Origin of the sequence: Kitasatospora sp. NPDC028055 (genome assembly GCF_040637885.1) — a bacterium.
Classification (GTDB): Bacteria; Actinomycetota; Actinomycetes; order Streptomycetales; family Streptomycetaceae; genus Kitasatospora.
On the sequence record NZ_JBEZXE010000027.1, the window covers coordinates 77,395 to 99,269 of the forward strand.

The 21,875-nt window shown below is 75.0% G+C and carries 16 protein-coding genes and 1 pseudogene; 6 read left to right on the forward strand and 11 right to left on the reverse strand.

Features of this window, described 5'->3' with window-relative positions; translation table 11 throughout:
* The first annotated feature begins 101 nt into the window (after positions 1–101).
* The gene (locus AB0F71_RS24745) at positions 102–1,913 is read left to right on the forward strand and encodes a LuxR C-terminal-related transcriptional regulator (RefSeq protein ID WP_360238121.1); all 1,812 of its coding nucleotides are present in this window, start codon (positions 102–104) and stop codon (positions 1,911–1,913) included.
* 122 nt (positions 1,914–2,035) lie between these two features.
* Here the strand turns inward: AB0F71_RS24745 and sucD are convergent, their stop codons facing one another.
* The 5 genes from sucD to AB0F71_RS24770 form a co-directional block, all read right to left on the reverse strand.
* Positions 2,036–2,926: a succinate--CoA ligase subunit alpha gene (gene sucD / locus AB0F71_RS24750; RefSeq protein ID WP_360238123.1), complete on the reverse strand. Its 891-nt coding sequence runs from the start codon at positions 2,924–2,926 to the stop codon at positions 2,036–2,038.
* Positions 2,927–2,943: 17 nt separating this feature from the next.
* Positions 2,944–4,116 carry an ADP-forming succinate--CoA ligase subunit beta gene (gene sucC, locus AB0F71_RS24755; protein WP_360238125.1) on the reverse strand — a complete coding sequence of 391 codons (1,173 nt, stop codon included), beginning with the start codon at positions 4,114–4,116 and terminating at the stop codon, positions 2,944–2,946.
* A gap of 379 nt (positions 4,117–4,495) precedes the next feature.
* Positions 4,496–5,662 (reverse strand): VWA domain-containing protein, encoded by a 1,167-nt coding sequence (locus AB0F71_RS24760; RefSeq protein ID WP_360238127.1) that lies wholly within the window; start codon positions 5,660–5,662, stop codon positions 4,496–4,498.
* Between the two features lie 46 nt (positions 5,663–5,708).
* Positions 5,709–8,081 carry a DUF5682 family protein gene (locus tag AB0F71_RS24765; RefSeq protein WP_360238129.1) on the reverse strand — a complete coding sequence of 791 codons (2,373 nt, stop codon included), beginning with the start codon at positions 8,079–8,081 and terminating at the stop codon, positions 5,709–5,711.
* Positions 8,078–9,160, reverse strand: coding sequence for an AAA family ATPase (locus tag AB0F71_RS24770; protein ID WP_360238131.1), 1,083 nt, complete (start codon positions 9,158–9,160; stop codon positions 8,078–8,080). The genes AB0F71_RS24765 and AB0F71_RS24770 overlap by 4 nt, the downstream gene beginning before the upstream one ends.
* Positions 9,161–9,361: 201 nt before the next feature.
* Between AB0F71_RS24770 and AB0F71_RS24775 the strand changes: the two genes are divergently transcribed.
* Complete coding sequence (locus AB0F71_RS24775; protein ID WP_360238133.1) at positions 9,362–10,675, forward strand: SWIM zinc finger family protein; 1,314 nt, start codon at positions 9,362–9,364, stop codon at positions 10,673–10,675.
* A gap of 68 nt (positions 10,676–10,743) precedes the next feature.
* Positions 10,744–12,381, forward strand: coding sequence for a DUF5691 domain-containing protein (locus tag AB0F71_RS24780; RefSeq protein WP_360238135.1), 1,638 nt, complete (start codon positions 10,744–10,746; stop codon positions 12,379–12,381).
* A gap of 168 nt (positions 12,382–12,549) precedes the next feature.
* Here AB0F71_RS24780 and AB0F71_RS24785 read toward each other — a convergent pair whose 3' ends face one another.
* Entirely contained in the window at positions 12,550–12,957 is a 408-nt protein-coding gene (locus AB0F71_RS24785) for a cobalamin B12-binding domain-containing protein (protein ID WP_360238137.1), read from the reverse strand.
* 338 nt (positions 12,958–13,295) lie between these two features.
* On the opposite strand from AB0F71_RS24785, the gene AB0F71_RS24790 reads away from it, so the two are divergent.
* The gene (locus tag AB0F71_RS24790; protein WP_360238139.1) at positions 13,296–14,084 is read left to right on the forward strand and encodes a peptidoglycan DD-metalloendopeptidase family protein; all 789 of its coding nucleotides are present in this window, start codon (positions 13,296–13,298) and stop codon (positions 14,082–14,084) included.
* 68 nt (positions 14,085–14,152) lie between these two features.
* Here AB0F71_RS24790 and pcrA read toward each other — a convergent pair whose 3' ends face one another.
* The 3 genes from pcrA to AB0F71_RS24805 form a co-directional block, all read right to left on the reverse strand.
* Positions 14,153–16,774, reverse strand: coding sequence for a DNA helicase PcrA (pcrA, locus tag AB0F71_RS24795; RefSeq protein WP_360238141.1), 2,622 nt, complete (start codon positions 16,772–16,774; stop codon positions 14,153–14,155).
* Positions 16,775–16,855: 81 nt separating this feature from the next.
* A complete protein-coding gene (locus AB0F71_RS24800; protein WP_360238143.1) occupies positions 16,856–17,533 on the reverse strand; it encodes a response regulator transcription factor in 678 nt (225 codons plus the stop codon).
* Positions 17,526–18,896, reverse strand: a complete 1,371-nt coding sequence (locus AB0F71_RS24805; RefSeq protein WP_360238177.1) for a PspC domain-containing protein — start codon at positions 18,894–18,896, stop codon at positions 17,526–17,528. The genes AB0F71_RS24800 and AB0F71_RS24805 overlap by 8 nt, the downstream gene beginning before the upstream one ends.
* A gap of 239 nt (positions 18,897–19,135) precedes the next feature.
* Between AB0F71_RS24805 and AB0F71_RS24810 the strand changes: the two genes are divergently transcribed.
* Both AB0F71_RS24810 and AB0F71_RS24815 read left to right on the forward strand, forming a co-directional pair.
* The gene (locus tag AB0F71_RS24810) at positions 19,136–20,557 is read left to right on the forward strand and encodes a PspC domain-containing protein (protein WP_360238145.1); all 1,422 of its coding nucleotides are present in this window, start codon (positions 19,136–19,138) and stop codon (positions 20,555–20,557) included.
* On the forward strand, positions 20,554–20,763 hold the full coding sequence (locus tag AB0F71_RS24815) for a hypothetical protein (protein WP_360238147.1): 210 nt from the start codon (positions 20,554–20,556) through the stop codon (positions 20,761–20,763). The genes AB0F71_RS24810 and AB0F71_RS24815 overlap by 4 nt, the downstream gene beginning before the upstream one ends.
* Positions 20,764–20,790: 27 nt before the next feature.
* Here AB0F71_RS24815 and AB0F71_RS24820 read toward each other — a convergent pair whose 3' ends face one another.
* Both AB0F71_RS24820 and AB0F71_RS24825 read right to left on the reverse strand, forming a co-directional pair.
* Positions 20,791–21,330, reverse strand: a complete 540-nt coding sequence (locus AB0F71_RS24820; protein WP_360238179.1) for a Rieske (2Fe-2S) protein — start codon at positions 21,328–21,330, stop codon at positions 20,791–20,793.
* Positions 21,325–21,828, reverse strand: a pseudogene (locus tag AB0F71_RS24825) (DoxX family membrane protein); the annotation flags it as partial. The gene AB0F71_RS24820 and the pseudogene AB0F71_RS24825, both read right to left, overlap by 6 nt.
* Positions 21,829–21,875: the final 47 nt, after the last annotated feature.

The following is a 21,875-nucleotide window of genomic DNA, read 5'->3' on the forward strand; positions in this document are numbered from 1 at the left end:
CTCCGTGAACCGGCAAACCGCCGCCGTGTCCCAGATTATTGTCTTATGCGCCTTTTCAGACCCTGCCCCCAAGCCGCCGTCGCCCCGGCCCGGAGCGTCTGATGACCACGCCACCCACCCGCGCCACCGATCCACTGCGGAAGCTGACCCCCCGTGAGGTCCAGGCCCTCACCCACCTGGCCGCCGGACACGGCCTCGATCACACCGCCGCCGCACTCGGCGTCACCACCGCGACCGCCCGTAGTTATCTGCACCGGGCCATGCGCAAGCTCGGCTGTCCCACCGAAGCCGCCGCGATCGCCCTGCTCAGGACCGCACCTCCGACCGGCCCGGGTCGGCGCCCCCCGGCCGCCCCCACCGGCACCGACCGCACGCGAGTGGCCCCCACTGCCCCGGGAGAACGCAGCGGCATGACCAAGACCACCCCGACCGGCGGGAAACCCGGCACCGACAGCGACCGCCACCACCGCTCCACCGGCGTCGGCACCGGCCCCGGCCCCGGCCGGTCGACGGCGCACGGCGAGCCCGGCACCCCGGCGGCCTCCGGCCCCGGCCAGCAGACCGGCCAGCAGCAGCCCCAGCAGCAGGGCCGGCACCCGGGCCCGTCCGCCCGGTCCGGCCCCGCCCCGGGCAAGCCCGAGGCCCGGCGCCGTCGTCCCCCGGACGGCACGCGCGGCCCGCAGGGAGCCGGACGGAAGCCGGGCACCACCGCCGCGGCCGCCGCCCCGGCCGGTGCCCCCGAACCGGCCGCTCCCCCGGCGCCCGCGGCCGCTCGGCCCGCTCCCGCTTCCGTTTCCGCTTCCGCTTCCGCCCCCGGCGGGCGCGACGCCGCCGACTCCCGTGAACGGATCAGCGCGGCGCTCACCGAGGCGGGCCACGGACGGGACCTCACGGAGAGCTTCGAGGAGCTGTACGAGGCCGCGCACACCCGGCTGGTGCAGCAGGTGTTCCTGCTGACCGCCTGCCGCCACCGCGCGGTGCACTGCGTGCGGCGGGCGTTCGGGGAGGCCCGGCAGGACTGGGGCGGGGTGGTCGGATCGGGCGATCCGGAGGGCTGGGTGCGGGTGCGGGCCTGCGAGCTGGCGCTGTCGCCGTGGCGGCGCGGCGGCCCCCGGCGGGTGCACGCGTGGACGCTGCCGCACCGTCGGATCAGGGTCCGCCCGGCCGACGAGGCCCAGTCGGTGCTGCCGGACCACGACCGGCTGACCGACCGGGACAAGGCGCTGTTGAAGGCCCTGCGGCGGCTGTCCCGGCCGCAGCGGCGGGCCCTGGTGCTGCACGACGGGCTGGGGCTGCCGGCGGCGGCGGTCGCGGTGGAGGTGGAGTCGACCCAGGCGGCCGCCGAGGGGCGGGTGTGGGCGGCGCGGGCGGCGCTGGCGCAGTGGGTGCCGGAGCTGGTGGGGCCGGACCCGGCGGCGCCGGGGTTCGCGGACGGGCTGAGCGGGCTGCTGCACCGGGCGGCGGTGCGGGGCTGCCCGGAGCCGCACCGGGCGCCGGTACCGGTGCTGCGGGCCCAGCACCGGCTGAGCACGGCCGCCCGGACGGGCGCGGCGGTCCTGCTGACGATGGCCGTGGGCGGAGCGACGGTGGCGACGCTTTCCGGGCTGCGTCCGGCGGCGCTGTTCCACCGGCCGGAGCAGCCGGTCCCCGCGCTCTGCGTGCCGGCCCCGACGGCGGAGGTGGAGGCACCGGGCGTGCCGCTGCTGCCGGGCGGGGCACCGAACGGCATCACCAGCCTGTGGTGCAGTCCGACGCCGGGGCTGGCGGCGGTGGTGGCGGAGCCGCAGGCCCAGGCGGTCGCGCGCTGGGAGCTGCCGGCCGCGGCCCACGGCGTGGCCCCGCCGCCGCAGCAGGACCCGGCGGTCTGCCCGAGCTGGTCGCCGCTGCCCTGCGCCACCGGCCCGGCGCACTGACGCGCCGGCACCCCGGTGCGCTGAGGCTCCGGCGCGCGGGCGAGCCTGCGCGCCGGCCCCGGAACGGCGAGCGCCCCCGCCCTACGAGAGGGCGGGGGCGCTCGACGCACGGGTGACCGGGGTCAGCCCTTGGCGGCGATGATCTCGCGGGCCAGGCGGGCGGTCTCGGACGGCGTCTTGCCGACCTTGACACCGGCGGCCTCGAGGGCCTCCTTCTTCGCCTGGGCGGTGCCCGAGGAGCCCGAGACGATGGCGCCGGCGTGGCCCATGGTCTTGCCCTCGGGGGCGGTGAAGCCCGCGACGTAGCCGACGACCGGCTTGGTGACGTGCTCGGCGATGTAGGCCGCGGCACGCTCCTCGGCGTCGCCACCGATCTCACCGATCATGACGATGATCTCGGTCTCCGGGTCCTCCTGGAAGGCCTTGAGGGCGTCGATGTGGGTGGTCCCGATGACCGGGTCACCGCCGATGCCCACGGCCGAGGAGAAGCCGATGTCGCGCAGCTCGTACATGAGCTGGTAGGTCAGGGTGCCCGACTTCGAGACCAGGCCGATCTTGCCGGAGGTGGTGATGTCGGCCGGGATGATGCCGGCGTTCGACTGTCCGGGGCTGATCAGGCCGGGGCAGTTCGGGCCGATGATCCGGGTCTTGTTGCCCTTCGAACCGGCGTACGCCCAGAAGGCGGCGGTGTCGTGCACCGGAACGCCCTCGGTGATCACGACGGCCAGGCCGATCTCGGCGTCGATGGCCTCGATGACGGCGGCCTTGGTGAAGGCCGGCGGCACGAAGAGCACGGAGACGTCGGCGCCGGTCTCCTTCATGGCCTCGGCGACGGAGCCGAAGACCGGGATCTCGGTGCCGTCGACGTCGACCGTGGTGCCGGCCTTGCGCGGGTTGACACCGCCGACGATCTGGGTGCCGGAGGCGAGCATGCGGCGGGTGTGCTTCATGCCCTCGGCGCCGGTCATGCCCTGGACGATGACCTTGCTGTCCTTGGTAAGGAAGATAGCCATGGTGTTGAGTCCCTTCCTTACTTGTTGGCCAGCTCGGCGGCGCGGTCAGCGGCGCCGTCCATGGTGTCCACGCGCTGGACCAGCGGGTGGTTGGCGTCGTCGAGGATCTTGCGACCCAGCTCCGCGTTGTTGCCGTCCAGGCGGACGACCAGCGGCTTGGTGACGTTCTCGCCCTTGCTCTCCAGGAGCGCGAGGGCCTGCACGATGCCGTTGGCGACCGCGTCACAGGCGGTGATGCCGCCGAAGACGTTGACGAAGACCGACTTGACGTCGGGGTCGCCCAGGATGATCTCCAGGCCGTTCGCCATGACCTCGGCGGAGGCGCCGCCGCCGATGTCCAGGAAGTTGGCGGGCTTGACGCCGCCGTGCTTCTCACCGGCGTAGGCGACCACGTCGAGGGTGCTCATGACGAGGCCCGCGCCGTTGCCGATGATGCCGACCTGGCCGTCGAGCTTGACGTAGTTCAGGCCCTTGGCCTTGGCGGCCGCCTCGAGCGGGTTGGCCGCGGCCTTGTCCTCGAGCGCCTCGTGCTCGGGCTGACGGAACTCGGCGTTCTCGTCCAGGGAGACCTTGCCGTCGAGCGCGATGATCTTGCCCTCACCGGACTTGATCAGCGGGTTGACCTCGACGAGGAGGGCGTCCTCCTTGATGAAGACGGTCCACAGCTTCTGCAGGACCTCGGCGACCTGGTCGGCGACCTCGGCCGGGAACTTCGCCGCGGCGACGATCTCGGCGGCCTTCTCCGGGGTGCAGCCCTCGTTGGCGTCGACCGGGATCTTGGCGAGCGCGTCGGGGTTCTGCTCGGCGACGACCTCGATCTCCACGCCGCCCTCGACGCTGGCCATGGCCAGGAAGGTGCGGTTGGTGCGGTCCAGCAGGAACGAGACGTAGTACTCGTCCTTGATGTCCGCGGTCTGGGCCAGCATCACCTTGTGAACGGTGTGGCCCTTGATGTCCATGCCGAGGATCTGCTCGGCCTTGGCGACGGCGTCCGCCGGGTCGGCGGCGAGCTTCACGCCACCGGCCTTGCCTCGGCCACCCACCTTCACCTGAGCCTTGACGACGGCGCGGCCGCCGAAGCGCTCCGCGATGGCGGCAGCGTCTGCGGCGGTCTCGATGACATCGCCGTCAAGCACGGGCACACCGTGCTTGGCGAAGAGGTCCCTCGCCTGGTACTCGAACAGGTCCACGTGTTTGTCCTTGTTCGTGGTCGCGGATTGTGTCTCTACGAGCGTGCCACGGCAGGATCTTCGCTGCGGGTCGTCGAAGCGGTGCGGGTACGCAGAGGTACGGCCTTGCGGCCCACACAGCCACGGGCGCACACGTCAATCAACACGCGCGTCACGTCCGTCTGGCAGGTTATCCCCGTGGGACGGGACTGTTCTGCCCGGGGCCTGTCCGTCATGGGTGAGAACCGTCACAGATCGGCCCACGGCCGTCGGCGGCACCCGCGGTCCACCGATCGAGCGATTCACACGTTCGAGTGAAGTCGTCGCGGCCCCGGTCCTGGCTCCCGGTCCTGGCTCCCGGCCTTGGCTCCCGGTGTCAGCTCCCGGTCAGGGCTCACGGTCAGGGCTCACGGCCGGGGCTCACGATCGGTCGCTTCTCGATCGCCGCCGCCATGATCTCGGGGAAGGCGTCCGGGGTGCAGGCGAAGGCCGGGGCGCCGAGCGCGGCCAGGGCGGCGGCGTGGGCGTGGTCGTACGCGGGGGCGCCCTCGTCGGAGAGCGCGAGCAGCGCGACGAACTGGACGCCCGCCGCCTTCATCGCGGCGACCCGCCGCAGCATGCCGTCCCGGATGCCGCCCTCGTACAGGTCGCTGACCAGCACCACGACCGTCTCCGACGGCCGGGTGATCCTCGACTGGCAGTAGGCGAGCGCCCGGTTGATGTCGGTGCCGCCGCCCAGCCGGGTGGCGAACAGGACGTCCACCGGGTCGGTCAGCTGCTCGGTGAGGTCGACCACCGAGGTGTCGAAGACGACCAGCCGGGTGTCCAGGCTGCGCATCGAGGCGAGCACCGCGCCGAACACCGCGGCGTGGACGACGGACGGCGCCATCGAGCCGGACTGGTCGACGCAGAGGATGACGTCCTTCCGCACCGCCCGCCGGGCACGGGCGTACCCGACCAGCCGCTCGGGCACCACGGTGCCGTACTCGGGCAGGTAGTTCCCGAGGTTGGCCCGGATCGTCCGGTCCCAGTCGATGTCCCGGTGGCGCGGCCGGTTCACCCGGGCGCTGCGGTCCAGGGCGCCGCCCAGGGTGGCCCTGGTCCGGTCGGCCAGTCGGCGCTCCAGCTCGGCGACCACCTTGCCGACCACGGCCCGGGCGGACTCCCGGGTGGTCTCGGGCAGCGCGTGCTTGAGCGACAGCAGGGTGCCGACCAGGTGCACGTCCGGCTCGACGGCCGCCAGCATCTCCGGCTCCAGCAGCAGCCGGTCCAGGCCGAGCCGGGTGATCGCGTCCTGCTGCATCAGCTGGACGACGGTGGACGGGAAGTACTCCCGGATGTCGCCCAGCCAGCGGGCGACCTGCGGGGCCGAACCGCCCAGCCCGGCGCTGCGGCGGCCGCCCCGGGGCGCCCTGCCGCCCTCCTGCGGCGCGCCCCGGTAGAGCGCGGCGAGGGCGCCGTCCATCGCGGCGTCCCGGCCGCGCAGGGTGCAGCCGGTGCCGTCGGCCTCGCCGCCGAGCACCAGGCGCCAGCGGCGCAGCCGTTCGTCGGTCGGGGTCGCTGCCATCGGGTCCTCCTCGGTACGGCGGGCGGGTCGGGGGTGGCGGCCGGGGTCAGGTGTTGCGGCCGGTGCGCTGGCGGGGGATCCGCGGGCGGACGCCGAGCAGTACGGCCAGCACCGGGAGGGCCGCGTCGGCGCGGTCCGGGTCGAGCGCCCGGGCCGACTCGGGCGCCGCCGGGGCGGCGTCCAGCGGACCGGCCGCGACCCGGCCGCCGATGGTGGTGCGCACGCCCGCCTCCAGCCCGGCGAAGGTGCGCCGCAGCAGTGGCAGGACATCGGTGAACACCTCGGCGCCGACCCCGCCGAGCCACTCGTCCAGCAGGGCGAGCAGCCGGGGGTCGTGCAGCAGCAGGGCGCCGCCGCCGGTGAGGAAGCCCTCGACCCAACCGGCCGCGTCGGCCGGGGCGTTGGCCGTCGACAGCACCAGCCGGAGCCGTCGGCCGACCTCCTCGGAGTCCAGCCGGCCGTCGTCCAGCAGCAGCCGGACGGCGCGGCCGCGCAGTAGGCCGGGGACGCCGGTGGCCGGGGGGCCGACGGGCTCGCGGCGGGCCAGCGAGCGCAGGGCGGCGGCCCAGCGGTCGGGCAGGCCCTCGGTGCCCGCGGCCTCACCGGCTTCACCGGTGTCCCCGGCCTCACCGGCCTCACCAACCTGCTGCGCGGCCGCGTCCGGTCCGAGCAGGGCGATCGCGCCGTGCACCTCGTCGATCCGGGCCCGCATCGCCGCCGCGCCGTCCGCGTCCAGACCGACACAGGCGGGTGGCAGCCCGACGCAGACCCGCTCGGCCAGCCCGGCCGCGGCCCCGGCCAGCGCACCGTGGTCGGTGCCGCGCACGTCGCCGTAGCGCAGCGCCCGGACCAGCGCGGGCAGCGCGCCCGCCAGGTGCGCGACGTCGGTGTCCAGGGCCGCGCAGTCCGCCAGCACCCGCATCACCGCGGGCAGCGCACCGGACAGCCCGGCCAGCAGGCAGGTCTCCACCAGGCCGGTCAGCTCGGCGAGTTCGACGGCGGCCCGGGCGGTGCCGACCGCCTTGCCGACGGCGGCCTCCTCCACCGTGGTGCCCCACTGGGCGGCCTCGGCGATCCGGACCGCGAACTCCGGCTGCCAGCACAGCCGCCAGCTCTCCCGGAAGGTGCCGGTGGAGTTGACCGAGGACCGGGCCGGCACGCCCCACTCGACGCCCAGCAGCCGCAGCCGGTGCAGCAGCCGGGAGCGGGCCGCGTCGGTGTCCTTGCGCAGGTCCAGGTCGAGGTCCCGGGGCGCGGCCTCCGGCCTGAGCCGCAGCGAGCGCTGCAGCCGGGTCAGGTCGCGCTGCAGCGGCACCACCGGCGCGCCCTCGGGCACCTCGCCGAGCGCGTCACCGACCACCAGGCGGTCCCGGACGAGTTCCAGGGCGACGTCCGAACCCTCGCAGAGCACCGCGCGGACGGCGTCCAGGGTCTCGGTCAGCCCGGCGAGCGGGCGGCCGCGCAGCGCCGCGAGGGTCTCGGCGAGCCGGACCGCCTCGATCACGTGGGCGGAGGAGACCGGGTGGTCCTCGGCGCGCAGCAGCTCGGCGGCCCGGGTGAGCCAGCGCGGCACCGGGTCCCCCTCGGTGCTGAACAGGTGGTGGTACCAGCCGGGCGACTGGACGCCCGCGCCGTAGCCGGCGGCCTGGGAGAGCCTGCGGTGCGTCCACGGGATCCAGGTGATGTCGGCCCGCACCTTCTTCGGCAGCCCGGCGAGCAGCGCCCGGTCGTGCGCCACGGTGGGCATGGCCGCCAGCGCGGGCACGTGGAAGGCGCCGCAGACCACGGCGATCCGGCGGTGCCCGGCCCGCCGGGCGGCCCGGATCCGCTGGCGCATGTGGGCCTCGCGCAGCTCGTCCCGGCGGGACTCGCCGAGGCCCTCGGCGCGCAGCGCGGCCATCGCCTCGGCGACGGCGGCGAACGGTGCCAGCGCGTCCGTGCCGGGGGCGCGGTGCTCGACCACGTCCTCCCACCAGCGCTCCGGGTCGTCGTGGCCGGCGGCCTCGGCGAGCAGCGCCAGCGGGTCCGCGGGCCGCTCCTCGGCCGCCTCCCCGGCTTGGTCGTCGGCCCGGTCCAAGGCCTGCTCCCCCGCGGCCGGCGCGAAGGCGTACCCGGCGGGCAGGTCGATGAAGTGGACCGGCAGGTCGTGGTCCACCGCGTGCCGGACCGCCACCCACTCCGGGGAGAACTCGGCGTACGGCCAGAACGCGGCCCGGGACGGGTCGTCCACCGCGTGGGCGAGCAGGGCCACCGGCGGCACCAGGTCCTTCCCGGCCGCCAGGTGCACGACGGCGTCGGCCTCCGCCGGGCCCTCGATCAGCACCGCGTCCGGCCGCCACTGCGCCAGCGCGGCCGCCACCGCCCGGGCCGAGCCGGGGCCGTGGTGCCGGATACCCAGCAGGGCGACCTCCGAGGTCACGCCGTCACCTCGCGGGCCGCGCGGTAGAAGTCCTTCCAGCCGTCGCGCTCGCGCACCACCCCTTCGACGTACTCGCGCCACACCGCCCGGTCCGCCACCGGGTCGCGGACGACCGCGCCGAGGATGCCGGCCGTCACGTCCCCGGCGCGCAGCACGCCGTCGCCGAAGTGGGTGGCCAGAGCGAGGCCGTTGGTCAGCACCGAGATCGCCTCGGCGGTGGAGAGGGTGCCGCTCGGGCTCTTGACCTTCGTCCGGCCGTCCACGGTGAGCCCGGCCCGCAGCTCCCGGAAGACCGTCACCACGCGCCTGATCTCCTCGGCGCCGCCGGGCAGTTCGGGCAGGTCGAGGGAGCGGCCGAGCTGGTTGACCCGGCGGGTGACGATGTCGACCTCCTCGTCCAGCGAGCCGGGCAGGGGCAGCACCACGGTGTTGAAGCGGCGGCGCAGCGCGCTGGACAGCTCGTTGACGCCGCGGTCCCGGTCGTTGGCGGTGGCGATCACGTTGAAGCCGCGCACGGCCTGCGTCTCGCCGCCCAACTCCGGTACCGGCAGGGTCTTCTCGGACAGGACGGTGATCAGGCTGTCCTGCACGTCGGCCGGGATGCGGGTGAGCTCCTCGATCCGGGCGAGCTTGCCGTCCGCCATCGCCCGCATCAGCGGCGAGGGCACCAGGGCGTCCCGGCTGGGGCCGTGGGCGAGCAGCCGGGCGTAGTTCCAGCCGTACCGGACGGCCTCCTCGGGGGTGCCCGCGGTGCCCTGCACCAGCAGCGTGGAGTCGTCGCTGATCGCGGCGGCCAGGTGCTCGGACACCCAGGTCTTCGCGGTGCCGGGCACGCCGAGCAGCAGCAGCGCGCGGTCCGTCGCCAGGGTGGTGACGGCGACCTCGACGATCCGGCGCGGGCCGATGTACTTGGGGGTGATCCGGGTGCCGTCCGGCAGCTCGCCGCCGAGCAGGTACGTCGCCACGGCCCACGGCGAGAGCTTCCAGCGCTCGGGGCGCGGACGGTCGTCCTGCGCGGCCAGCGCGGCCAGTTCACCGGCGAACGCGTCCTCGGCGTGCTGCCGCAGAACGTCGGTCATGGGGGCTCCTTGAGGTCGGCCGCCGGGTACGCGGGTGCCCCGGTGGTGGGGTGAACGGGGGGAGCCAGGTCGGCGTCCCGGCCTGTGGGAACCACCTTGCAACGCGGCACTGACAACCGCCGGACGGGCGCCGGACAACCGCCGGACGGGGACCGGACGGACAGTCAGCCGCTGTCAGTGCCCCCGCCTACCGTCGGTCGCATGGAGGAACGCTGGAGCACCGAACACGTCCTGTCGCTGGCCCCTGACGCCGCGTCGCGGAAGGCGGCGGGCCGGCTGTCCGCGCCCGCGCCCTGGTCCGGCACGGGCACCGACGGCGCCGTCCTCTGGGGCGAGTGCCGGGGCAGCGGCCGTACGCCGTACCGCACCGTGATCGAACTCGCCACGCCCGCCTACCGGTGCAGCTGCCCCAGCCGGAAGTTCCCGTGCAAGCACGCGCTCGGACTCCTCCTGTTGTGGAGCGGCACCCCCGAGGCCGTCCCGGCCGGCGAGCCCGCCGACTGGGCGGCCGAATGGCTCGGGGCCCGGCAGGAACGGGCCGAGAAGCGCGCGAGCGCCCCGGCCGACCAGGAGGCCGCCCGCCGCCGGGCCGAGCGGCGCGGCGCCCGGGTCGCGGCCGGCGCGGCCGAACTTCGGCTGCGGCTGGCCGACCGGATCCGGCACGGCCTGGCCGACCACTCCACGGCCGGCCCCTGGGAGGAGGTCGCGGCCCGGATGGTCGATGCCCAGGCCTCCGGACTCGCCACCCGGGTACGGGAGTTGGACACCCTGCCGGAGGACCGGCTGCTGGAGGAGTACGCGATGCTGCACCTGCTGGCCACCGCCGCCACCCGGCTCGACGAACTGCCGGCCGACCTGGCCGCCACCGTCCGCGCCCGGGTCGGCTACACCCAGGACACCGCCGAGGTGCTCGCCGGCCCGACCGTACGGGACCGCTGGCTGGTGCTCGGCAGCCGCACCGCGCCGATGGAAGGGGGGACCGACGAGCGGCTCACCACCCGCCGGATCTGGCTGCGCGGCGCCAAGACCGGCCGCCCCGCCCTGCTGCTCGCCTTCGGCCGCCCCGGCCAGGCCCCCGACCTCGCCCTGCCCACCGGCCACCTGCTGGAGGCCGAACTCGCCTACCACCCCGGCGCCCGCCCGCTGCGCGCGGTGCTCGGCACCCGCTACGGCGTCCCCGGGCCCGGCCCGGCCGAGGCGCCCGCCGGGCTCACCGTCGCCGAGGCGGTCGCCGGGTACGGCACGGCGGTGGCCGACGACCCGTGGCTGGACAGCTGGCCGACCGTGCTCGCCGGGGTCGTCCCGGTCCGCGCCCCGGACGGCTGGCACCTGACGGACGGCCACCACACCGTCCCGGTCCGCCCCTCGGCCGTCCCCGAGGCCGCGCTGTGGCGGCTGGCCGCGGTCTCCACCGGCCGCCCGCTGACGGTCTTCGGCGAGTACGGCCACCAGGGTTTCGCCCCGGTCACCGCCTGGAGCGCCGAGCACCGCCCGGTCGGCCTCACCTCCGCCTAGGGGCGTGTCCTGTGGATCAGGCCGGGCCCAGAGCCCAAGGAGAACCCGACGTCTCAGGAGAACCGACGATGACCCTCACCCCGGACCCGTGGGAGCCGCTGCGGACCAGCGCCCTGCTCGGCACCGACCGGCGCCCGCTCCCGCCCACCGCCCTGCCGCTCGCCGACGCCGTGGACCCCTCCGACCCGGCGACCGCCCTGCTGGAGCTGGCCGCGCTGGCCACCGTCCGCCGCCGGGCCGGCGCCCTGCCGGTACCGGCCACCGAGCCGCCCGGGCCGCCCGCTCCCGAGGACCCCCGACCCGAACTGCCCGAGGCCGCCGCCCGCCGGCTGGCCGTCCTGCTCGGCGGGCGCACCGGCGGCACCGGCGGCGGCACTCTGGCCAACCTCGCCGAGCTGCTGCCGCAGTGGCTCGCCACCGCCCGGGCCGAGGGCCTGCGGCCGCCCGCCGCGCTGATACCCGGGCTGCTCGACGCCGCCCGGGCGCGCAGCGAACTGCGCTCCGACGCCGTGGCGCTGGCCGGTCCGCTGGGCCGCTGGCTGGCCGCGCAGAACCCGGACTGGCGGTTCGTGCTGCGCACCACCGCCGCCGGCCCGACCCGGGGGCCGAACGACCCGGACGACCCGGACACCCCGGCCGGCCCGGACGACCACCGGCTGTGGCACGAAGGCCTGTTCGCCGAGCGGGTCACCCATCTGACCATGCTGCGCCGCCGCGACCCGGCCGCCGGGCTGGAGCTGCTGCGCAGCACCTGGCCCACCGAGCGCGCCGAGGACCGGCTGCTCTTCCTTGACGCCCTCCAGGACGGCCTCTCCCCCGCCGACGAGCCCTTCCTGGAGGCCGCCCTGGGCGACCGCAGCAAGAACGTCCGCGCCACCGCCGCCGAACTGCTCTCCACCCTGCCCGACTCGGCGCTCGCCCGGCGGATGGCCGAGCGGGCCCGGGCCGCCGTCCGGCTCGCCGACAGCGGCACCCACCTGCTGGTCACCCCGCCCGCCGAGTGCGACGAGCGGATGCAGCGCGACGGCATCGCCCCCAAGTCGCCCACCGGGCGCGGCGAACGGGCCTGGTGGTTCGGCGAGGTGGTGGCCGCCGCGCCGCTGTCGGTCTGGTCGGCCGACACCGGCCTGACGCCCGAGCAGCTGCTCGGGCTGCGGGTCGGCGACAGCGTGGACGAGACCAGCAGCAGCTGGGCCGACGACCTGCGGGAGGCCTGGGCGCGCGCCGCCGTGCGCCAGCACGACGCCGACTGGGCCCGGGCCCTGCTCGGCCCGGCCCCCGCCCCGCCGGCCCGGGGCGCCGGGCGGGCCCGGGGCGCGCGGGTGACCGGCGCCCCGGCGAAGCTGCTGGCCGTGCTCCCGCCCGAGGAACGGGCCGCCTGGACGGCCGCCTTCATCGAGGTGCACGGCCTGGCCGAGGCCTTCCAGCTGCTCGGGGCCTGCGCCACCCCGTGGACGCCGCCGCTGTCCACCGCCGTGGTGACGGCGCTGGCCCGGGCCGCCGCCTCCGGCGCGTACCCGTGGAGCCACAGCGGGGTGCTCGGGATGACGGAGCGCGCGCTCGCTCCCGGGACGGCCGCCGCGGTGGAGGAGCTGGCCGCCGGGGCCTCGCCCGACTCCGCCTGGTCGGAGACCTTCGCCCGGCTGGCCGGGACCCTGCGCTTCCGAGCGGCGATGCTCGACGAGCTGACGGTTCACGCCGGTTGACGCACCGTCGGGCCGGGCAGCCGGTACGGCGGGTGGGCGGGTACGGCCGGGCGGGCAGCGCGGCCGTACCGGAGCACGCCCCGGGAACGCCCGAGCGGGCCGGTCCAGAACGGACCGGCCCGCTCGGCGCACGGCGGAGCCCAGCCGACAAGGCCCAACCGGCGAAGCTCAGCCGGCGGTCCGCAGGTTGGCCTCGACCCAGGCGACCACGTCCCGGGTGGGCGTACCCGGGGTGAAGATGTCGGCGACGCCCATCGCCTTGAGCTCGGCGATGTCCTCGTCCGGGATGATCCCGCCGCAGAAGACCTTGATGTCCTCGGCGTCGCGCTCCTTCAACAGCTGCAGCACCTTGGCGCACAGGGTCATGTGGGCGCCGGAGAGGATCGACAGCCCGATGCCGTCCGCGTCCTCCTGGATCGCGGTGTCGACCACCTGCTCGGGGGTCTGGTGCAGCCCGGTGTAGATGACCTCCATACCGGCGTCGCGCAGGGCGCGCGCGATGACCTTGGCGCCACGGTCGTGACCGTCGAGCCCCGGCTTGGCGACCACCACACGGATCGGCCCCGACACACTCATCACTGCCTCCTGGACCTCGTCGTCCATCATCCGACCGGGCTTCGTGGGCCCTCGGTGCGGTTGACGCGGTTAACGCTCGATAACCAACCAACCTGAGGGGAGATTAGCGCCACCCGCCCCGGTTGGCCGAGCCACCTCCCAAGAGGAGGGCAAAGTCACAGCGCCGGGCCTTGCTACCAGCGGGTACGCCCGTCGACGGTCCCCCCGGACACCGCGCGGACCCCCGTGCGCCCCCTTGACAACCGGCGGTTTTTCCGGGGTGTCGACGTGGGACTACAGTCACGCCTGTTTACCTCGCCCGACGACGTGACCGAGGCCCACCGAGGAGGCAGCCCCCGATGGCTCCCGAAGCAGCCGCCCGCCCCACCCGTGCGGAGCTGCGCCTCGCCGCCCGCCAGCAGTCCCGCGTACAGCGCCGCGGCGCCGCCAGGGCGGCCACCCGGGCCGCGCTGTTCCGGGTCGCGGTGCCCTCGGTGGCCGCGCTCGGGGTCGCCGGGGCGGCGGGCGCGGCGGTGGTCCAGGAGCGGGCCGACCGGGTGCCGGCACAGGCCTCGGCGGCCGACGCCACCACCGGCCCGGCCACACCGCAGGCCGCACCGCAGGCGCTCGTCCACACCGACCAGACCCAGACCTCGCGCGGCGACGCCCGCCAGCCGCTGACCGGCGCCCAGCCCGGCGACGGCACGCCCACCGCCACCCCGACCGCCCAGCCGACCCCCGAACCGGTCAAACCCAAGGTGGTCATGCCGGTCGCCCGGCACGGCCTGGGCGAGCTGTTCGGCGCCTCCGGCGAGCACTGGGCCAGGCGGCACACCGGCATCGACTTCCCGGTGGACGGCGGCTCCGAGGCGTACGCCGTCACCGACGGGACGGTCCGGACGCAGTGGAACCCGTTCTACGGCTACATGTCGATGTTGAAGATGCCGGACGGCACCGAGGCCTGGTACTGCCACCTGCGCAGCTACAAGGTCCGCAAGGGGCCGGTGAAGCAGGGCGACGTGATCGCCTTCGTCGGCAGCAGCGGCAACAGCACCGGGCCGCACCTGCACTTCGAGATCAGGCCGAAGGACAGCGGGCCGATCGACCCGCTGCCCTGGTTCCTCTCGAACGGCCTGGACCCGAGGTAGCGCCCAGGCCTCACCCAGGCCGCGCCAAAGACGCCGAACCCGGAACGCCGGGCGCGCCGAGGACGGCCCTACAGCTTCTCGACCGGCGCGTAGCGCAGCACCAGCCGCTTGCGGCCGCCCGAGCCGAAGTCCACCTCGGCCTGCGCGTTGTCGCCGGCGCCCGCCACGCCGACCACGGTGCCCAGCCCGAAGGTGTCGTGGCTGACCCGGTCGCCGACCGCGAGCGAGGCGACCTCGCGCTCCACGACCTTGCCGCCGCGCCGCACCGACTGCCCCCAACCCGCCTTCGGCGCGGCCGAACCGGACGACGAGGACCGCGAACTCCCGCCCCCGGACGAGGACTTGCCCCAGGACGAGCCCGAGGAGAAGCCGCGCTGGACCGGCGCCTGCGCCGCCCCCGTCCGCTTCCACTCGACCAGTGCCTCCGGGATCTCCTCCAGGAACCGCGAGGCCGGGTTGTAGGCCGGCTGCCCCCAGGCGCTGCGCAGCACCGAGCGGGTCAGGTAGAGCCGCTCGCGGGCCCGGGTGAGGCCGACGTACGCGAGCCGGCGCTCCTCCTCCAGCTCCTTGACCTGGTTGAGCGCCCGCATGTGCGGGAAGATCCCGTCCTCCATGCCGGTCAGGAAGACGACCGGGAACTCCAGGCCCTTGGCGGTGTGCAGGGTCATCATCGTGATGACGCCCTGCCCCTCCTCGTCCTCGTCCGGGATCTGGTCGGAGTCGGCCACCAGCGCGACCCGCTCCAGGAAGTCGGCCAGCGAGCCGACCGGCGGCGCGCCGTCCTCCCCGGCGTCCGGCCGCTCGCCCGGGTCCTGCTCGTACTCCAGCGCCACCGACGCGAGCTCCTGGAGGTTCTCCACCCGGGTCTCGTCCTGCGGGTCGGTGGAGGCCTGGAGCTCGGCCAGGTAGCCGGTCTCCTCCAGGACGGCCTCCAGCACCGCCGCCGGGCCCGCGCCCGACTCGACGACCTGGCGCAGCCCGGCCATCAGGACGTTGAACTTCTTGACGGCGTTGGCCGAGCGCGCGGCCATCCCGTACGCCTCGTCGACCCGCACCAGCGCCTGGGCGAAGGAGATCCGCTCCCGGGCGGCCAGCGCGTCGATCATCGCCTCGGCCCGCTCGCCGATGCCGCGCTTGGGCACGTTGAGGATCCGGCGCAGCGGCACGGTGTCCTCCGGGTTGGAGAGCACCCGCAGGTAGGCCAGGACGTCCCGGACCTCCTTGCGCTCGTAGAAGCGCACCCCGCCGACCACCTTGTACGGCAGGCCGACCCGGATGAACACCTCCTCGAACACCCGGGACTGGGCGTTGGTGCGGTAGAAGATCGCGACGTCGCCGGGCTTGGCCTCGCCCTTGTCGGTGAGCCGGTCGATCTCGTCGGCGATGAACTGGGCCTCGCCGTGCTCGTCGTCCGCGACGTAGCCGACCACCTTCTCGCCGTGGTCCCCGGCCGTCCAGAGCTTCTTCTCGCGCCGGTTGGCGTTGCGCTCGATGACGGCGTTGGCGGCGCTCAGGATGGTCTGGGTGGAGCGGTAGTTCTGCTCCAGCAGGATCGTGGTCGCGTTCGGGTAGTCCTCCTCGAACTGGAGGATGTTGCGGATGGTCGCGCCGCGGAAGGCGTAGATCGACTGGTCCGCGTCACCGACCACGCACAGCTCGGCGGGCGGCACCTCGGCGAGGTGCGCGGCGGCCGGGTTCACGAACTCGCCGTCCACGGTGCGCTTGGGCGCGGCCGCGACGGAGCCCCCGCTCAGCTCGCGGACCAGCATGTACTGGGCGTGGTTGGTGTCCTGGTACTCGTCGACCAGGATGTGCCGGAACCGGCGGCGGTAGTGCTCGGCGACGTCCGGGAAGGCCTGCAGCAGGTTCACCGTCGTCATGATGATGTCGTCGAAGTCGAGCGCGTTGGCCTCGCGCAGCCGCCGCTGGTAGAGCGCGTACGCCTCGGCGAGCTTCTTCTCCATCGGGTTGGCGGCCTGGTCGGCGAAGGTCTCCTCGTCGATCAGCTCGTTCTTGAGGTTGCTGACCTTCGCCGTGAAGGACTTCGGCGGGAACTGCTTCGGGTCCAGGTCGAGGTCGCGGCAGACCAGCGACATCAGCCGCTGGGAGTCGGCCGAGTCGTAGATCGAGAAGCTGGAGGTGAAGCCCAGCACCTTGGACTCGCGGCGCAGGATCCGCACGCAGGCGCTGTGGAAGGTGGACACCCACATCGCCCGGGCGCGCGGGCCGACCAGCGCCTCGACGCGCTCGCGCATCTCGCCCGCGGCCTTGTTGGTGAAGGTGATCGCCAGGATCTCGCCCGGCTGCACCCCGCGGGCGCCCAGCAGGTGGGCGATCCGGTGGGTCAGCACCCGGGTCTTGCCGGAGCCGGCGCCGGCCACGATCAGCAGCGGCGAGCCGGCGTGCAGCACGGCCTCGCGCTGGGGGTCGTTCATCCCCTCCAGCAGCTGCGCCGGGTCGACCACCGTCCGCGCGGCGCCGTTGCGGTACCAGGCGTCCCGCTCGGCCTCGGCGGCGTGGTCGGTGTGGAAGAGCCCGTCCGGGATCGCCTCCTCGTACGCGTCGTACGGGACTTGGTCCTCGTACGGCGGGGGCTCCTCGTCGGCGGCGACGGGCACGGCGGGCTGCTTCGACCCGGCGGCGGGTGCCTCGAAACCGGGGAGCGGGAGGTCGTCAAAGAGGCTACTCATGGCACTCCGAGTCTATGGCCACCCACCGACAAGCCCGCCCGGCCGAGGGAATCCGGCCGGACGGGCTCGACGACGCGGGGCTCAGACCAGGCGGCGGGCGGTGGCCCAGCGGGTCAGCTCGTGGCGGTTGCTGAGCTGGAGCTTGCGCAGCACGGCGGAGACGTGGCTCTCGACGGTCTTCACCGAGATGAAGAGCTGCTTGGCGATCTCCTTGTAGGCGTAGCCGCGGGCGATCAGCCGCAGCACCTCGCGCTCACGCTGGGTGAGCCGGTCCAGGTCCTCGTCCACCGGCGGGGTGTCGGTGGCGGCGAAGGCGTCCAGGACGAAGCCGGCCAGCCGGGGCGAGAAGACCGCGTCGCCGTCGGCGATCCGGAAGATCGCGTCGACCAGGTCGGTGCCGGTGATGGTCTTGGTGACGTAGCCGCGGGCACCGCCGCGGATCACGCCGATGACGTCCTCGGCGGCGTCCGAGACGGAGAGCGCCAGGAACTTCACTCCCCCCTGCTCGCCCATCACGCCGGCCGAGCGGCGCAGCACCTCGACGCCGCCGCCGCCGGGCAGGTGGACGTCGAGCAGTACGACGTCCGGCCTGGTCTCGGCGACCACCCGGACCGCCGAGTCCACGTCGTCGGCCTCGCCCACCACGTCGATCCCGGTCACGTCGGTGCGGCCGATCTCGGCCCTGACCCCCGTCCGGAACATCCGGTGGTCGTCCACCAGTACGACCCTGGCCGTGCGCCCCGGCTCTGCCTCAGTCATTCGTTCTCTCCATCTCCAGCTCGACCTCGGTGCCGCCGCCCGCCGCCGGCCGCACCCGCGCGGTGCCGCCGTTGCGCTTCATCCGGCCGATGATCGACTCCCGTACGCCCATCCGGTCCTCGGGCACCGTGTCGGGGTCGAAGCCGGGGCCGTGGTCGCGAACGAACACCGACACCGTCCTCCCCTCCACCTCGGCGTAGACCTGGACCGGTCCCCCGCCACCGTACTTGGCCGCGTTGACGGTCGCCTCCCTCGCGGCCTGCATCTGTGCCGCGATCCGCTCGTCCATCGGGCAGTCGCCGACGATGACCAGCTCGACCGGGACGCCGTGCCGGTCCTCGACCTCGGCGACGGCGGCGCGCAGGGACTCCGCCATGGTGTCCGGCGCGGCCTCGGCGGCGGCCTCCGGGCGGTACAGCCACAGCCGCAGCTCGCGCTCCTGGCTGCGGGCCAGCCGGAGCACCTCCTTGGGGTCCTCGGCCCGGCGCTGGATCAGGGTGAGGGTGTGCAGCACCGAGTCGTGGATGTGCGCGGCGATCTCGGCGCGCTCCTGGGCCCGGATGCGGGCGGTGCGCTCGGCGCCGAGGTCCTGCCACAGCCGCAGGCCGTACGGGCCGAGCAGCACCAGCACGCCGGCCAGCACCGCGAGCGAGGCCTCGATCACCGAGCCGAGGGTGGAGCCGCTGCCCTGCATGGCGAGCAGCGCGATGGTGCCGACCACCGCGAGCAGCACGCCCGCGCCGACCCGGGTGTAGGCGCTGCGGCGCTTCTCGCCCTCCTCGATGCCGAACCAGCGCTGCCAGCGCGAGTCGTCGGCCTGCCGCCAGACCAGCGCGACGCCGACGCCGATCGCCAGCAGCGGCCAGGTGTACGGCTTGGCGGTCTGCCAGCCGAGCACGTTCAGCAGCGCGATCAGGCCGATCACGACCATGACCAGGGCGGCGAGCTGGCCGATGCCGCCCTGCCCGTTCCGGCCACCGGGCCGGGCGCCGGCCCCGCCCTCGCCCTCCACGGCGGTGCCGGCGACCGGCTCGCCCTGGAGCGCGTGCTGGAGCAGTTCGCGCAGCCGGCCGACCCAACCGCCGCCGCCCGACTTGGTCAGCGGGGTGCCCGGCCGCAGCCAGGGCGAGGTCGGGACGTAGACGCCGTTGACGTTCACCCAGTGGGTGCCGCCGCGCTGCGAGGGCTCGCCGATGCCGATCGGCACCACGAACCAGAACGCCGCGTACAGCAGCGCGCCGATCCCCTGCGCGAAGAACAGCAGCACGAAGGCCAGCCGGACCCAGCGGACCGGCAGCCCGAGGTGCACCGCCAGGCCGTGCGCGACGCCGCCCAGCATCCGCCCCTGCGGGCTGCGGTACAGCCGGCGGTAGGGCGGCCGACCGCCGGCGGGCGCGTTCGGGTCGGCGCCGGCCGACGCCGCGGCGTCGGAGGCGAGGGGGCGGGGATCGGTACCGGGTGCTGCCACGTCACCGATGGTTCCACGCGGGCGCCTCCGGGCGCATCAGGGTGTGTCCCCCAGCCTTATCAGGGACAAGTCAGGGTACGGGCAGGGCCGTACCCGGTTGGGTCCGCCCACCCGCTGCCGGAAGGATGGTGCCCATGACCGAGGACCACATCCAGGAGGCCGGGCCCACCGCCCCGCCGGAACCGGAGCGCCCGCCGCTCACCAGGACCGAGCACCACCGCGTGGTGGCCGGCGTCTGCGGCGGCCTCGGGCGGCACCTGGACATCGACCCGGTGGTGTTCCGGGTGGTCACCGTGGTGCTCTGCCTCTCCGGCGGCCTCGGACTCTTCCTGTACGGCCTGGCCTGGCTGATCGTCCCGACCGAGGCCGGCGAGGGCAAGGGCCACGGCGGGCGCACCGAGCTCCAGCGGGTGCTGACCGGCCGGGTCGACGGCCAGTCGATCGGCGCGGTCCTGCTGACCGTGATCGGCACCGGGGTGTTCTTCTCCTCGATGGGCGACGGCGACCAGCTGTTCCCGCTGCTGCTGCTCGGCGGGCTGGTCTTCCTGGCGGTGCGCTACGACCCGGAGCGCCGCCGCGGCGGGTTCCGGCGCCGCGGCCGCCGCCGCGGCGGCCCGTACGACCGCCACTTCCCCGACGACGGCGGTTACGGCTGGCCGTCGGACGAGGCCCGGGCCCGGCACGCCGCCGCGCAGGCCGCCGGGACCGTCCCCGCCGACTCCCCCGCCCCCGGCCCGAGCGGCTACCTGTGGGACCCCCGCCACCCCGAGCGCAACCCGTACGGCGCCACCGACCAGGGCGGCACCCCGCCGCCCGGCGCGGGCCCGAAGGTGCCGCCGCCGGGCGTCCCGGCCCCGGCCTGGTGGCAGCGGGCCGACCTCCCGGAGGGCGACCCGCTGCGCAAGGAGCGCCCGGAGCGGCGCGAACCGGCCGTCGTCCGGCACCCCAAGGAGCGGTCGCCGCTCGGCTTCTTCGGCTTCCTGCTGGCGATCGGCGCCGCCACCGCGGTCTGGTCCGCCTCGGTCGGCCACACCGACGTCACCAAGCTGAGCACCGTGGTGCTGGCCACCGGGCTGCTGGTGATCGGTCTGACCCTGCTGCTGGCCGCGAAGTTCGGCAAGGCCCGCAAGCTCGCGGTGCTGGGGCTGCTGACCACCCTGGCGCTGGCCTTCGCCGGCCACTCGCCGCACACCGTGCAGGACGCCGTCGGCGACCGCACCTGGACGGTCGCCAGGGCCGCGGACCTCAAGGACCGCTACAACCTCGGCGCCGGCAACATCCGGCTGGACCTCTCCCGGCTGGACCCGGCCGGCGCCACCGTCGCCACCAAGGTCGACCTCGGGGCCGGCGAACTGGTGGTCACCGTGCCGGCGGACGTCACGGTGGACCTGGTGGCCCGGGTCGGCCTGGGCAACGTGACCGTCCCCGGCGACCGCAACGACGGCACCGGACGGCACGTCTACCAGCTCGGTCCGGTGGACGGCCGCCCGTCCAAGGGCAGCATCGATCTCCAACTCGGCATCGGCATCGGCGACATCAAGGTGGTCCAGCAGTGAGGAAGCACCGGCTCGACCTGTTCTCGTTGATCGCGGGCGCCCTGTTCACCGTGATCGCCGTGCTCTACCTGGTGGCGGCGCTCAACGACCGGTCGGTGAACGGACGCGTCGTCGTCCCGGTCACCTTCATCGTGCTCGGCGTCGGCGGCCTGGCCGGCGCGGTCGCCGCGGTGGCCCGGCGGAGCCGGCCGGACCGCGAGGAGTAGGGCGTGTCTGACCCGCCCCAGGGCGTGTCAGCTCTGCTGCGGGCCCAGGGTCAGCTTGTCGCCGTTCTTGCTGACGGCGTAGCGGGGCAGCGGCTTGACCGCCGGGCCGTTGACCACCGCGCCGGTCGCGGCGTCGAAGCGGGAGCCGTGGCAGGGGCAGTACAGCTGGCCGTTCTTCGGGGCGTCCACCGCGCAGCCGGAGTGGGTGCAGACGGCCGAGAAGGCGCAGTACTGGCCGGCCTTGGGCTGCACGATGTAGACGCCGTCCCCGGTGGCCGGGTCCTTGACCTGGGCCGAGCCGCCGACCGGCACGCTCGCCGCGGCCACGGTGGGGGCCGGCGCGGCGGGCGCCGTCGCGGTGCCGCCGGGGGCCGGGGCCGCGGACTGCTTGGGTGCGGCCTTGCCGCTGCGGCCGAAGGTGCGGGTGAGCGAGCCGGTCAGCAGCCCGGCACCGCCGATCGCGACCGCCGCGATGCCGCCGTCCACCAGCGCCCGGCGCTTGACGTGCTCCTCGGTCAGCCCCCGCTCGCGGTCCCGGCCGGCCCGGCGGGCCAGGTAGCCGTCCACCGACAGGTACGGCGTGCCGGCCAGCAGCAGCGGGGTCCAGGCCATCAGGTAGCCGAGGTCGTTGCCGAGGTAGTACGGCGAGACGTTCCAGCTGACGGTCAGCCACAGGCTGAGGTTGATCAGCGCGCCGCCGAGCGCCGCGACCCGGCCCCAGAGGCCGAGCAGGGTGCCGAGGCCGACCGCCAGTTCGCCGAAGGCGACGGCCAGCGCCGCCAGCGTGGGCGAGTCCAGCGCGGGGCCGAGCAGGAAGCCGATCGGGCTGCCGCCCGCCTTGGCGGCCTGGGTCTGCGAGACGAAGGAGGCCGGGTCCCCGGCGCCGGCCAGGTAGTGCGCGTCGGAGAGCTTGTCCAGGGCGGCGTAGACGAAGGTGACGCCGAGGAACAGCCGCAGCGGCAGCAGCGCGTACCTGGACGCGAACGCCCGGCGCTGGGCCGCCCGGTCGGCCCGGCCGGCCGCCGCCCCGCCGTCGATCGCCTCGGAGTTGCTGACCTCCGACATCCCGTACACCTTCCCTCGCGGCCTGCCACTCTCTGACAGGTCCGGTC